This window comes from Candidatus Sulfotelmatobacter sp. (genome assembly GCA_036500765.1).
GTDB lineage: Bacteria > Acidobacteriota > Terriglobia > Terriglobales > Acidobacteriaceae > Sulfotelmatobacter.
Genome location: DASYBM010000004.1, coordinates 1626433 through 1639841, shown reverse-complemented (window position 1 = coordinate 1639841; position 13409 = coordinate 1626433). Strand labels below are relative to the sequence as shown.

General features: G+C 58.8%; 9 protein-coding genes. 1 reads left to right on the top strand and 8 read right to left on the bottom strand.

What is annotated here, in order from left to right; all coding sequences use genetic code 11:
- Window positions 1-3: 3 nt before the first annotated feature.
- The 4 genes from VGM18_09825 to VGM18_09810 form a co-directional block, all read right to left on the bottom strand.
- Window positions 4-1053, bottom strand: a complete 1050-nt coding sequence (locus tag VGM18_09825) for a glycosyltransferase (protein HEY3973291.1) — start codon at window positions 1051-1053, stop codon at window positions 4-6.
- Window positions 1050-3233 carry a Gfo/Idh/MocA family oxidoreductase gene (locus VGM18_09820; protein HEY3973290.1) on the bottom strand — a complete coding sequence of 728 codons (2184 nt, stop codon included), beginning with the start codon at window positions 3231-3233 and terminating at the stop codon, window positions 1050-1052. The genes VGM18_09825 and VGM18_09820 overlap by 4 nt, the downstream gene beginning before the upstream one ends.
- A 50-nt stretch (window positions 3234-3283) precedes the next feature.
- A complete protein-coding gene (locus VGM18_09815) occupies window positions 3284-5119 on the bottom strand; it encodes a hypothetical protein (GenBank protein ID HEY3973289.1) in 1836 nt (611 codons plus the stop codon).
- 207 nt (window positions 5120-5326) lie between these two features.
- Complete coding sequence (locus VGM18_09810) at window positions 5327-8092, bottom strand: putative Ig domain-containing protein (protein HEY3973288.1); 2766 nt, start codon at window positions 8090-8092, stop codon at window positions 5327-5329.
- Here VGM18_09810 and VGM18_09805 point away from each other — a divergent pair.
- The gene (locus VGM18_09805; GenBank protein ID HEY3973287.1) at window positions 8091-8426 is read left to right on the top strand and encodes a hypothetical protein; all 336 of its coding nucleotides are present in this window, start codon (window positions 8091-8093) and stop codon (window positions 8424-8426) included. The two genes, VGM18_09810 and VGM18_09805, sit on opposite strands and share 2 nt — an antisense overlap.
- A gap of 301 nt (window positions 8427-8727) precedes the next feature.
- Here VGM18_09805 and VGM18_09800 read toward each other — a convergent pair whose 3' ends face one another.
- The 4 genes from VGM18_09800 to VGM18_09785 are packed head-to-tail and all read right to left on the bottom strand — an operon-like array spanning window position 8728 to window position 13342.
- Window positions 8728-9519: a polysaccharide deacetylase family protein gene (locus tag VGM18_09800; protein HEY3973286.1), complete on the bottom strand. Its 792-nt coding sequence runs from the start codon at window positions 9517-9519 to the stop codon at window positions 8728-8730.
- Window positions 9520-9555: 36 nt separating this feature from the next.
- Window positions 9556-10755, bottom strand: a complete 1200-nt coding sequence (locus VGM18_09795) for an ATP-grasp domain-containing protein (GenBank protein ID HEY3973285.1) — start codon at window positions 10753-10755, stop codon at window positions 9556-9558.
- Window positions 10752-12005, bottom strand: a complete 1254-nt coding sequence (locus tag VGM18_09790) for a glycosyltransferase family 4 protein (protein HEY3973284.1) — start codon at window positions 12003-12005, stop codon at window positions 10752-10754. Before VGM18_09790 ends, VGM18_09795 begins: the two co-directional genes overlap by 4 nt.
- 11 nt (window positions 12006-12016) lie before the next feature.
- Complete coding sequence (locus tag VGM18_09785) at window positions 12017-13342, bottom strand: nucleotide sugar dehydrogenase (GenBank protein ID HEY3973283.1); 1326 nt, start codon at window positions 13340-13342, stop codon at window positions 12017-12019.
- Window positions 13343-13409 lie beyond the last annotated feature (67 nt).

Here is a 13409-nt window from a genome sequence, read left to right as displayed (position 1 = left end):
TCCTTACCTGCTCTTCCCGTCGACGATGTCCCGGTAGAAATCAAAAACGGCCTGAAGATTGCTTTCGTCGCCGCCGGCGATCGCCTTGCGCTCGCTCGGACGATCGAGTTCCTGCTCGACGGCCCGCAAAAGTGCCTGCGGATCGGATTTCGGTATGAGGCTGACTCCGGCGGGCCGCATGCCGTTGTCGGAGGCAATGACCGGCGTTCCCAGTTGCAGCGCTTCGCGGACGGATAAAGCGTCACCGTCATAGAGCGTAGTGCGCAACATGAGGCGGGAACGGGAGATGGCCTGCACGGTCGATTCATGCGGGACATCACCCGCAAGGAGGATGTGTTGGGCACACGGACTAGAGTGAATGAGAGTTCGCAGGCTGGCTTCGAGGCTGCCGGAACCGATCAGCAATAGTCCCGCACCCTGGAATCGCTGGCGAACTTGCGGCAGGACTTCGATCTGGAGAGGCAGATCATATTCGGGCTCGAGCAAGCCGACCGAACTCAGAACTGGATTGTGGCTGGCGAAGAAGTCTGCGAGCGCTGCGGGCAAGGAAGAGGACGGCTCGCGCGGAAGGAATGCGTACGGCGAGATTAGGCGGATACGTTGAGGAGGGACTCCCATTTTTTGGAAGAAGCCCATGATTTCGGAGTTCACAGCAATGAGGCCATTGAACCTGCGCAACACGAATCCTGCGAACGATGCTGGCCCAAGCGCCTGGCCCTCCGGCGTGGAAGGGAAGCCGCCGGAGTGAAACGTCATCACGGATTTCGCGCCGGGACAGGCAGTGCAAATCCACGCGAGCGAAAGAAGGCGCGTCGTCAGCATCCCGCCGATATGCAAGTGGATTACGTCATATTTCAGGTGTGCGAGAAGTTGAAGGAGTTGAAACGGGTTCGCTGGGTAGTAGACTTCATCCGCGTCGGGCTTGCGATGGCGAGTGATGTTGACGACGGCGCAAGGGACATCGCGCTTCAGCAGAAAAGATCGAATGGCAACGAGATTCGTCTGCACCCCGCCGTGCGGGGGCGGATATGGCCCGAGCAGAAGTACTCTCATGGCTCAGGGGCAGCCAGAAAGCGGTCGAGGTCAAGCGCGCACGGAGAGTGTTCGCGCGCGGACTGCAACATGCGCAGGCAACCGAGAGTGGCGCGGACGCCGTCTCGAACATTAATGTCTGCGGGTTTGCCTTTTCGCAGGGCGGCGAAGAACGCCTGCATCTGGGCGTCGTAGCCTTTTTCCGCAAACCAGCTGGTGCGCTTGCGCACCAGGCCGGCGCGGACGACAGACTCGCGGAAGTTTTCCGCCGAGGCGCCCACTCCGGAGGCGAACGCTTCGACGCGCTCTCCGCCTGAAGTGCGGCTGCCGACTGTGCAGTAGGTTAGATTGGCGATAGAACCATCGGCGAAGGAAAAGCTGGCGACGAGGTTATTCTGGCCGATGGGATCTTTCGCGCCCGTGGGGAGCGAGGATGCAAACACCTCGACCGGTTCCGACTCGAGGAGCCAGTACATCAGATCGACAAAATGGCAGGCCTCTCCGAGAATAGCACCGCCGATAACGGGATCAGCCATCCAGTAGGAACCTGAGATGCCGGGAGAATTCACGCGGCAGTTGAGGACCGCGGGCGCGGTGCGCTTCGCGATTTGCTGTTTGAGGCTAATATAGCTTGGAGCATAGCGGCGATTGAAGCCGACCGTAAGTTGCCTGCCGGACTCCTGCACGGCCTGCGCGAGTTCACGGCATTCCTCTTCGGTGAGAGCCATCGGCTTTTCCACGAAAACGTGTTTTCCGGCGCGCAAAGCCGCCAGGGCCTGAGCGGCGTGTTGTTGGTTACGGCTAACGATGACGACGACCTGCACCGCAGGGTTGCTTAGAATTTCGCCGTAGTCCGAGGTGCAGTACTCCGCGCCAAAGCGTAGTGCGTAACTTTTGGCGCGCGAGCCACTGCCGGACTGGATTGCGCGCAGGCGCGCGCCTGGCGTCTTCTTGAGATTCGGCAGGTGAACCCAGCGCGCGAGATTGCCGGCTCCGACCAGGGCCACGCCGAATTCAGAACCACCAGCGTCGCTGCGATTGACTTCGATTCTGCCTGCCGGCGGCGCAGCGGCGACCGCGTTTGCAACGTCCGCGGCGGGATACTTGAGCAGGACTGCCAGACTATTCTGAGTGGAGTCCATGATTACGTCGTAAGCCCGGGGCGCGTCTTCGAGAGGGAAGCGGTGCGTGGTCAGGCCCTCGATTTGCAATCGCCCCTGAGCGGCGAGACGGAGGAACTCTTCCATGTTGCGTTTTTCGGTCCAGCGCACGTAGGGCAGGGGATAATCTCGCCCTTGTTTTTCGTAGGTGGAGTCGTAACTCCCCGGACCGTAGGCGCGCGCCATGAAAACCTGAATTTCCTTGAGATAACTTTCGTACCAGGGAAAGTTGAGTTCGACGGCGCCGACGTCGACAATGCGTCCGCGGTCGCGGCAAATTTCGACAGCCACGCGGCAGGGGGCGTCCGACTTGGCGGCGGCCGCGATGATGGCGCAGTCTACGCCGATTCCGCCGGTGATCGAACTTACTTGCTGCGAAAACTGTCCGCCGCCCAGGAGGGCAGAGTCCGCGCCGAGTTGGCGAGCCAGTGCGACGCGGTCCGGTTTGAGGTCAGTGGCGACGACAAATCCACCTTGCAGGCGGGCGAGTTGGGCAATTAATTGCCCAACTAATCCCAGGCCAATTACGGCGACCTTCTCCCCTAAGGAGATATTGGCAATGCGAACTGCGTTCAGGGCGATGCTGCCGAGAGTGGTGAAGCAAGCATGTTCGAAAGCTACATTGTCGGGAATCCTGGCAACCAGATTTTGGCCCACCAGGATTGCTTCAGCATGCCCGGTACCCTCGCCGCCATAAGCTACGTGGTCGCCTACTTCGAGGTCGAGAACATTGCTGTGTTTCTGGATGATGACACCGGCTCCGGAATAGCCAAGCACTGCATACTCGCTGAATTTCGCCAGCACCTCGCGGGTTGTCCGTAGCGGGCCTTCGTTCCTCATCACATCGAGGATCTTGCCGATGTAGGAGGGATTTTCGGCGACGGCTCCCAGCGCTCCCCCGCGATGAATGCTGGCCGTCTCGGTGCCGCTGCTGATCAGGGAGTAATGGGGACGGACAATGACGTGATGAGGCGCGACGACAGGGTCCGGAACCTCATCGACGACGATCGTGCTCAACCCCTTTCGCAGCAGTTGCTTCATGATCTCCAGTCTGGTGCGCGATTCTTTGCGTGTCGGTTACCGAGCCTCGCTTACCGGGCCCCCATGGTGGCATGCTCAATGGCATCGAGATCGGCGCCGATGTCTTTCTGGTCGGCGGCGGCGTGCTTGAATTTGCTGGCTGGAGTCAACCGGTAGTCTCCGCCGTTGCCATCTTTGAAATTCGTAAAACCTACATCGGCCGCGTTGCCTAAGGTTTTGTTGTCCTTCGGCCAGCCTCCCCCACCCCCGATGATGATGTTGTGGTGAAAAGAGTAAGAGGAAAAGCAATCGTGGAAGACACCCTCGGGTGTATTACGCGCTGGCATGGCCGAGCAATTTTTTTCTATTCCGCCCCCAGTCGTAGAAATCGGTTGCGAACCGGTTGAAAAGATACTGTTAGTGATGGAAAGGCCAGACATTCTGGGGTCAACGCGCGGGCCGCCTAGGATGAACAGGCTTCGGGGAGGAAAAGCCGTAACATGATCGATTCTGACATCGTGCAGTCTGGGTGATGCCGATTCACCGGGCGTCATCGAGATCTGTGCGAATACGCCGAACCCATTGTAGAATTCGGGCTGGATGTCGTCCACAACGACATCGTGAATGCTATAGCGGCCGCCATCCTTGGCCGCGCCGCCGTTAGAAGAAACTCCATTGCCAATCTGGAAGCCGCTGGCGACGTGGCTGATCCAGCAATCCCGAATGGTGACGTCGCTAACAATGCAAGCTGGGCAGACATTGGATATGCCAATCGCCTGGTTCTTGGGCGTCAGCAGAATGGCGAAGCCGGCCTGCGAAAAACCTCCCCAGGTGTTTTCCAGAATATTTCCTTCGAACAGCACCCGCTGTGCGTTTTTGAGTTCGAATAAATTCTTGACGATGAAGGGACTGCCGTCGACGCCGCCGACAAATCCGGGTTGACCCTTCATCCAGGTCATGGGCTTGAACAGATGGTTGTGGCGAATTTCGATGTCGGTGGGAGTTGCCGTGGCCTGCGAGCCGCCAAGTTCGATACATTCGGCGGCGGATTCGAGGAAGTTGTTGACAATCTTGAAGGGTCCCATCAGATCGTCGCCGACTCCACCGGCAATGGCCTGGGAATCGGTGCAACCGCCGGTTTTGGCCACGCAATGGAAATCGGAAAAGTAAGAATCGACCACCGCGGCGAAACGGAGGTGGCTGAGCATCACGCCGCGCACAGTTTCGTTGTGCGCGGTCCCGTGGATCCACATGCGGTCGTACACGATGTGGTCGGCAGTCGTTTGTTTTTCGGGACCGATCAGGTTGTACACGACCGCCGGCGATTCCGCGCGTGTGACCTCCAAGCCGATCAATCGGTAATGGTTCGCTCCTTGCGCGAGCTGGACGGGTCCCGAGCCGCCCTTGCCGGTAAATTCGATTTTGGCCAGTACGTTTTCCGGTGAAGCGCACGGGTAAGGCGGACGGCCGGGAAGAGAAGAAATGCCGGCATAGCAGGGAGTAAGGCGAGTGCCGGGCGGAGGAAGCTTCGCATCAGGAGTGCTGGTGCGAATGACGATCCAATGCGAGTCGTCGCACTTCTTCTCCGGCAGGAGAAGCTTGTTGAAGGTGGCTCCAGCCTGCAATTGGACGGTGTCGCCGCAGGACGCGTTGGCGATGGCCTGGGAAGGGTCTTCGCCGGCATGCACCGTCACCGTCTTGCCGGGCGCCGGCGTCGCCTGCAAGGAACTGTCGATGTAAGTCCTGGGCAATTCGGCAGGTCCATCAAAGTTGCTGGGAGAGGAGTTCTTGTTGAGAGATTCCTGGCTCAGAGCGGAAAAGCTCGCCGCTGAGAGCCATGCCAGCAGGACCCAAACGAACCGGCGGTTCAACCAATAAGCAGTCCGGTCGTGACGGGGAGACCTCATGGCAGAAGGGCGTTTCATTGGGCACGTGAGGAGAATCCGCGCAAGAAAAACCTCACTTCAATTTATCAGATACCGAATCTCCGTGAGAAGGGCAGCGATCGGGCAAGAACGACCGGCAGAAAGTGGGGCGGCGGCTGGGACGAGTGTGATGAGATTTCCCGATCCCACCCGCCCGACCGCGAGCACTATTGGGTAATTTGTATGGTTTTAATAGACACCGACGGTGTCGGCCAGAATCGTGGCGATGTCGGCCCCCAGGTCCAGGCCATCGGTTCCGGCATTCTTGTAAGGGCTGGTGCTTTGCAGTTGATAGTTTCCACCGTTGCCGCCGTTGTACTTGACGAACTCAACCGCCGCGACGGATGAGGGGAAGTAATTGCCGGAAGGATAGTCGCCGATGGGATCGACGGCGGGCGTAGCGATAATCGCGTTGTGGGTAAAGGTGTAGGAACTGAAACACAAACCCAGCGCGGTCAGAGGCTGAGGATGATAGGCGCAATCTGCCGTGCCACCGCTGCCCGTAGTGCTGGTGACAGAGGTTCCGCCGTTGACGATGCTGTTGGTAAACACGAAATTGTTCATGGGGGGATTCATGCTGAGATCATCGCCCAGGTTCAGCATGACGTCGGGCTGGAAGGCGGTGATGTGATTGATGGTCACAGATTGCAGAACAGGCGCTCCCTGTCCCATCGAGATCTGAGCGAAGTCACCGTTGCCGTCATATTTTGTCGCATCAATATCATCGATGGTGAGGTCATGAATGCTGTAGCGCTCGCCCGCCAGGGGCGCGCCTCCATTGGAAGACATGCCGTTGCCGATCTGCATTCCGGCGCCCACGTGACTGATCGTGGTGTAACGAATGGTAATGTCGGTGACTTCGCACGACGGGCAGACGTTGGACGTTCCGATCGCCTGGTTCTTTGGCGTAAGCAGTATGCCGAAGCCGGACTGCGAGAAGCCACCCCAGGTGTTTTCCAGGATGTTGGCTTCGAACAGGACGCGCTGCGCGTTCTTGAGCTCGAACAGGTTCTTAACAATGAACGGATTGCCGTCCACTCCTCCGACATATCCCGGCTGCCCCTGCATCCAGGTCATGGGTTTGAACATGTGATTGCGGCGAATTTCAATATCGGTGGGAGTCGCGGTGGCAGTGCCGCCCCCGAAAATGATCGATTCGGCGGCAGCCTCCAGGAAATTGTCGACAATCTTATAGGGGCCCATGACCAGGTCGCCCAGACCTCCGGCGATCGCCTGCGCGTCCAGGCACACTCCCGTTTTCGAGACACAATGAAAGTCAGTAAAGAAAGAATCCACGATTGCGGCGTAGGTGGATCCGGCCAGCATCACGCCGCGCTCGGTTTCGTCCTGGGCAGTACCGTGAAACCAGCAGCGATCGAAGATAATGTTGTTCGCCGCGTTGCCCTGATTGAAGGCAAGGTTGTAGACGATCCCGGTGCCAGGAGTTCGGGTGATCTCGAGACCAATGAAGCGGTAGTGGCTGGCGCCGTTGAGGAAAGTGATGGGCCCGCTCGCGTTGCCCGAATACTGGATCTGGGCCATCACATTTTTGGTGGAAGCGCAGTGCAAGGCCGGGCGGCCGGGAAGGGACGACACGCCGGCGTAGCACGGAGTGATCCGCGTATTTTCTGGAGGCAAACTGCTGTCGGCTGTGCTGGTCCGGATGATGATCCAATGACCGTCGTCGCAGGTTTGCGCAGGGAAATTGAAGCTGCCGGTGAAAACTGCTCCAGCCTGAAGGGTGATGGTATTCCCGCACTTGGCGCTGTTTAAAGCGCTCTGAAAGTCTCCACCTTTGGCCACGGTAATCACGCTGCCCGGCGCGGGGGTGTCGGCCACGGCGCTCTGCATGTAGACGCGCGGAAGCTCCGCCGGGCCGTCATAAGTTCCCGAAGTGGACTGGCTCATCGCAATGCTGAGCGAACTGCTCACGGTCGATGACATGGAGTCTGTAACGGAAGTTGTAAAGGGGTAGGTTCCAGTCAGCGAAGTAGTCCCTGAAACAGCTCCGGTCGTCTTGTCCAGCGATAGGCCCTGCGGCAATGATCCGGCTGTGATTTGCCAGGTGTACGGCGCTACGCCTCCGCTGGCCGCCAGGCTCGCACTGTAGGCAGTGCCGGCAGTTCCAGAGGGCATGGAGTGGACGGAAATTGCGAGCTTGCTGACGGGGGAGACCGTGACTTGGGAGGTAGCGACCACGCTGCCTTCGGCCACGCTGGTGGCGGTTACAGTAGCTTTGCTCGAAGCGGATACGGACGGCGCGGTGTAAAGGCCGCTGCTCGAAATTGTTCCCGAACTGGCTTGCCACGTGACCGCTGTGTTGCTGGTCGACGTCAGCGTAGCGGAGAACTGTTGTTTGGCGCCGGAAGACAGCGTCACTGTGGCGGGCGACAGGGTAAGACCGATTTCATTCATCGCGAGACTGAACGATGCGCTGCTGCTCGTCGAGGATGCGTCGGTGACGGAAGTCGTGAAGGGGAAGGCTCCATTCTGCGACGTGGTGCCCGAAATGACTCCAGTGGTTTTATTGAGGGAGAGACCTTGAGGCAAGGCCCCGGCGCTGATTTGCCAAGAGTAGGGCGCCGTGCCTCCGGTGGCCGCGAGGTTTGTGCTGTAGAAAGTGCCCGACGTTCCAGCGGGCACGGTAGAGCTTGAAATCGCGAGCTTGCTGACGGGGGAGACCGTGATTTGGGAGGAGGCGACAACGCTGCCGTCGGCCACGCTGGTGGCGGTTACGATCGCTTTGCTCGAAGCGGATACGGACGGTGCAGTGTAAAGACCGCTGCTCGAAATTGTCCCCGAACTGGCTTGCCATGTGACCGCTGTGTTGCTGGTCGAGGTGAGAGTAGCGGAGAACTGTTGTTTGGCGCCGGAAGACAGCGCTACTGTGACTGGCGACAAGGTAATGCCGATTTTATTTAGCGGCACCACCGTGATTTGAGCCCTCGCGATCATGCCCGCATCTGCCGAACTTGAGGCAGTTACGGTCACGGTGGTCGATGATGTTACGGAAGGAGCTGTGAGCAATCCGTCTTGCGAGATTGTACCCGCAGTTGTGCGCCAGATGATGACCGCACTCGGTAAAGTCCCGCCCGTCGACGGTAATCTGGTCGACGCGAAACTAGTGGGAGTGACAGTAGAGACAGGCAAAGTTGCCGAGAACAATTGCTGGCTGCCGGATGAGATGGTAGCTGTGGCAGGAGACAGCCGGAGCGCGCCGTTTGCGGATTTGGAAGTGGATGGTTGCGTCGCAGATGTCGGAAGGCCCGCGCAGCCGACGGAAAAATAAGCCAAAGCTGAAAGAAAAATTGCAATTCCAATTTGCCGGACAAGACCTGCGGATGCCTTGCGTTGTTCTGAATCGGGGGATGGGTGCAAGAACATTTGGGGGCCCTCACATGATCGAGTCGCGGGGAATCTAATTTGCGATTCGCCTCGATTTAATCTAGAGAGAGAGGGAGGATGGGAATAGATAACAGAGGACACTGGCCAGTTGGCGCACGAAAGGACACACTGGGAGATGTCCGATGGGCCAGGGCCCTAAAAGCGCGGGAGAGAAAGCAGTTGGGCCTGTGGAAAAGACGCCAAACTTACGTGTCAATTTTTGAACGGTCGAGAATATAACCGCGAAGCGAGTCGTAATTGGAGTTTCCCAGCACACTTCTGGCTGCTTCCCGGGCGCTTTCCTTGAGTTTTGTTTTGAGCAACCCCCGCCCCCGGCACTGTTCGATGAATACTTCTTCGCTAGTGCCGCTCAATACAGCGACACGATTCAGATGAAGGGGATCTGTGCTCGCGAAGTTCATTCCCGTACGACTGGTAGCCATGGTTCGGAAAGGAGCGGCCTTCACGGCTGCGAGCACGCGGCGATCCCATCGTCCGCCGGGACAAGAAAAGTGCTCCACGGGAACGCCGGCGATCTGCTGGAGGCGCTCTTTTGCGCCGGCTGTCTCCTCGCGAAGGCGAGCGTCGTCGATGTCGGGAAGATACGGATGAGTCAGGGAGTGGCATCCGATTTCAAATCCCACCGCCGCTAAGTCTCGAACCTGTGCTTCCGTCATGTATCCGGGCTTGCCGAGAAATTCGACGGTGATATAAAACGTGGCGCCGAAGCCGAACTGTTGCAGAACCGGGGCGGCGGAGATGAGATCGGTTTCGCAGCCATCATCAAATGTGAGGCAGACATCTTTGATGGCGAAGGACTGGAGGGCCTGGGTTACGTTCTTGGCTTGCCAACCCTCACGGGCGAGGCGGGCGATATGGCTGCGAAAATCGGCATCGGACAAGGCGTAGCGCGTGTATCCGGGCTCGGCGTGGCACAAGCGCCTTCCGGGAACCGCCAGTTCGTGATACATGAAAAACACTGTGCCGTTTTTGGCCATGTCGAAATGTTCCCGCCGACGATGATCTTCGTCTGATTATGATCTCGCTTTTTGAAATGCGCGCTCGAAGAAGCTCAGCCAGTCACCTAATTCTGGCAGGGGATCGGCCCACTGAAAGTTGTCGTGGAAGGTGCCGGGCACCGGCGTCATCACTGCCAGGAGCGTGCGCAATCTTCCCGGATACGGCCTGGGGTAGCCTGCCGGAGCTCCGCGCCACACTTCCGCGAGATGGCGAAAATCACCGAGCAGCCAACGACATGCGACGCCGGTACGAAATGAATTTTGCTTTTCCATATCGTCCGATTCTGCCATCCGCGCCAAGAGCGCTGGGAAGTCCGCGCCCGCGTAACAGGCGAGGGGCAGGGAATTCCAGAAACGGCCGTTAACTTCCATGAAGACGGGCGGCTGTGCTGGGACCTGGCGGAACTCCACCATGGCGACGCCGTGCCAATGCAAAGCCTGGAGCATGGCGAGAGACGCGCTGCGAACCTGCGGGTCAGGCTCGACGCTGACGCGAAGCGCGCTGCCAGACCCGGTAGGATAAACGTCGCGGATGCGGCGGTGCGCGAACTCTGCCCGCAATTCGCCATGGTGCATCAACGCGAAGTAACCTGCGCCTTCGCCGTCGACGAACTCCTGCACCAGAATCCGGGAGCAGGTCCGGCTCATCTCGCGATAGAGGATCTGAAGATCTTCTGGCGTTTTGGCGTAGCGGGGACGTCCGGTAGTTTGCAGCGCACCGCTGGATTGAGTTTCGACCGAACTGCGCGGCTTGAGGACTACTGGAAACTTTATCGCATGAGCCGCTTCGCGAGCTTCGTCCGCGTTCTCTACAAGGATGGTGGTCGGGACGGCGATTCCTAGAGAAGCCGCCAAGCGCACCGTTTCTTCTTTGTTAAACGCGCGCAGCACGTCCTCATGCGAGGGCAAGACGAGCCGAGCCCCGGTTGCGAGTAGCGAGTCGCGCTGGGCTGAGAGTGGAAGTGTAGTGGCTTCCGTCATGGGCAGCACTAGCGTTCCGGCCTGGTACGCGGCTACTTCGGAAATTCGCGCGACGAAGTCAGAGGCGCTCGCTTGCGGTGGAGGGTAGCGGAAGCTGCCGGATGAATAACGAGACCAGCCGGCCTTGGACCAAGAACTCGACTCGCCGACGAGAACTTGATGCCCGGCTTTCGCCAGGGAGCGTACGGAGGCGACTGCCTGGTTCTGGTTGCCATCCAGCACCAGAATTCTCACGGCTGCACCGGTGAAATGGCGATGCGCTCTTTCTCTTTGATTTGACCGGAGCGGAAAGCGGCCGCGGAATCGCGGAGCACTTCGGCGAAGAGCCGCGCGATCTGCGACCAATCGTATTTCGCGGCGAGCGCGGCAGCATTTTGTTCGCAACTGCGGCGCAGTTCGGGGTCACGCAGAAACTGTAGAATGCCGGCGGCAAATGATGCCGCATCGTCGGCGATCAGCAGGTCGCGGCCATGAGTTACGTCCAAACCTTCCGCGCCGATGGAGGTAGAAACCATAGCCTTGGCCATGGCCATGGCTTCGAAAATCTTGAGTCGCGTACCGCCCCCGATGCGTAGCGGAACGATCACCACGGTGGCCGATCGCAGATAACTGGCGACTGAAGGGACCGTTCCGGTTACTTCGACCGATGCCGAGGCGAGACGTTGCACACGCGGATGGGGATTGCGGCCGACGATCTGAAAGCGCGCGGCTGGAACAGACGCCAAAATGGTTGGCCAGATGTCGCGGCAGAAATATTCCATGGCGTCGATGTTCGGTTCCCAATCCATGGAGCCGGTAAAGACGATGACGGGAGGAGCGGCGGAAGCCGGAGGCGCGACCTGATACTGTTCAGTGTCGACGCCGGTAGGGACGACTGTAATCGGGCAGCGGGGCGATAACGTCAGCATCGCGTCGCGATCATTATCGGAGACCGCGATGACATGGTGAAATCTTCGCAGGGCGCTGGTTTCATAGGACGACATTTTCCGGGACTCAATATTGTAGGAGAGCTTTCGGAGGGGAGATGTTTCGGTGCGCGCCATGCGCCTCCAGAGCATGGTTTCGACATTGTGTTGAAAGAGAACGACGGGCGCAGACAGACTCGCGGGAAAATTCAGCGACGCCGAAAGAAAATCGCACACGGCCACGTCGAGGCTGCGATCGGACAGAAGGCGAGCAACTTCTTGTCGAACGCTTGCGTGCGTGAACTTTCTGACCGCGTAGGGAGCCGTGGACGGAAGACGGAGAACGTAATCCAGAGACTGCGCGAGACCGCCCTCGGGCGCGGCGGTGTGGATGGTTACGGCGCCCGGCAGACGCTGCGTGACGGCGGTTTCGTACTCCAGGTCGCGAGGTCCGCCATAATACGACAGGAGCGTGACATCATGGCTTCGCGCCAGATGCCGCAGAATATTAAACGACCGGATCTTGCCTCCGGTGTCGACCGGCAACAGCTTTCCTGCCTTGACCCAGAGTATTTTCATTGGTCAGTGAATTACCAGCACAACCCCTCGTACGAGTTCGACGAGGCCGGGCGCCGAGCCTTTTCCAGGTTTACCAGATCGACTACGAAGTGGCTGGGGCGGAGTTGGGCTTCGAGAGTTTTCCGCTCGATGCCGCGCGTGCCAATAATAACCACGTCGGCGTTTGCCAGCACGTCCGCCAGATTCGAAGAAAGCAGGGAACCGATATGGGGAATGACGTCTTCGATGTATTGCCGGTTGGAACCGATGAGGCGTCCCAGGGAAACATTGTCGTCCCAGATGTGGAGCTTGCAACCTTCTCCAATCAAACGCTTGACTAGTTGCACCTGCGGACTCTCCCGCAGATCGTCGGTGGCGGCCTTGAAGCTGAGGCCCAGCATGGCGACATTTTTCTTTCCCGTGCTTAATACGATGTCGAGCGCGCGATCGATATGGGCCTCGTTACTGGGCAGAATCGATTCAAAGAGCGGCAACTCGAGATCGAGTTCCTTGGCGCGATAGGTCAAAGCGCGCACATCTTTGGGCAGGCACGAGCCGCCGAATGCAAATCCAGGTTTGAGGTAACTCGAAGAAATATTCAGTTTGGTATCGGCGGTGAAGATCTCGACCACCGCTTCGGCATCGACATCCAACTCCTTGGCTAACGTGCCGACTTCGTTGGCAAAGGAGACTTTCACGGCGTGCCAGGCGTTGCAGACATATTTCGCCATTTCGGCGGAGCGGAATGAGGTTTCAAAAACGCGGCCCGGAACCCAGGCGTAGAGGTCGCGAAGAATCTGGCTGTGCGCGGGATCGGCGGCTCCAATGATAGTGATGGAAGGCTCAAGAAAATCGGCAACCGCTGTGCCCTCGCGCATGAACTCAGGATTCACGCAAACTCCAAAGTCGCGTCCGATTTTCTTGCCGCCCGCTTTCTCTAAAGTGGGAACGACGATGGTCTCCGCAGTGCCCGGCAATACCGTGCTGCGCAGTACGATGAGGTGGAAGGAATCTTTCTTGCGGAGGGCGGCTCCGATTTCCTGACAGACCGGGCCGATGTGGCCCAAGTCGAGTTTACCGTTGCGCATGCTGGGAGTGCCCACGCAGAGGACGGAGATCTCGGTGTCGAGAACAGCTTTTTCGGAATCGGACGTGGCGCGGAGCCGGCCGGCCTTCTGCGATTCGGCAATCAGGTCGGCCACCGCTGGCTCAACAATGGGACTGCGTCCGCTGTCGAGGGCCGCGACCTTGGCCGGGCTGAGGTCGACTCCGGTAACCCGGTTTCCCTGGTGCGCCAGGCAAGCAGCCGTGACGGTTCCCACATAACCTAACCCGAAAATGCTGATCGTCCGGCCCATTTGTACCCTTCTCGTCTTTCGAATGGCGAAGTTCTAAGATAGCCGACGGCGCGAATAGCGGCAAACC

Coding starts and splice junctions, on each gene's coding strand:
- VGM18_09825 (HEY3973291.1), bottom strand. CDS start 1,053: ATGAGAGTACTTCTGCTCGGGCCATATCCGCCCCCGCACGGCGGGGTG.
- VGM18_09820 (HEY3973290.1), bottom strand. CDS start 3,233: ATGAAGCAACTGCTGCGAAAGGGGTTGAGCACGATCGTCGTCGATGAG.
- VGM18_09815 (HEY3973289.1), bottom strand. CDS start 5,119: ATGAGGTCTCCCCGTCACGACCGGACTGCTTATTGGTTGAACCGCCGG.
- VGM18_09805 (HEY3973287.1), top strand. CDS start 8,091: ATGCCCGCATCTGCCGAACTTGAGGCAGTTACGGTCACGGTGGTCGAT.
- VGM18_09810 (HEY3973288.1), bottom strand. CDS start 8,092: ATGATCGCGAGGGCTCAAATCACGGTGGTGCCGCTAAATAAAATCGGC.
- VGM18_09800 (HEY3973286.1), bottom strand. CDS start 9,519: ATGGCCAAAAACGGCACAGTGTTTTTCATGTATCACGAACTGGCGGTT.
- VGM18_09790 (HEY3973284.1), bottom strand. CDS start 12,005: ATGAAAATACTCTGGGTCAAGGCAGGAAAGCTGTTGCCGGTCGACACC.
- VGM18_09785 (HEY3973283.1), bottom strand. CDS start 13,342: ATGGGCCGGACGATCAGCATTTTCGGGTTAGGTTATGTGGGAACCGTC.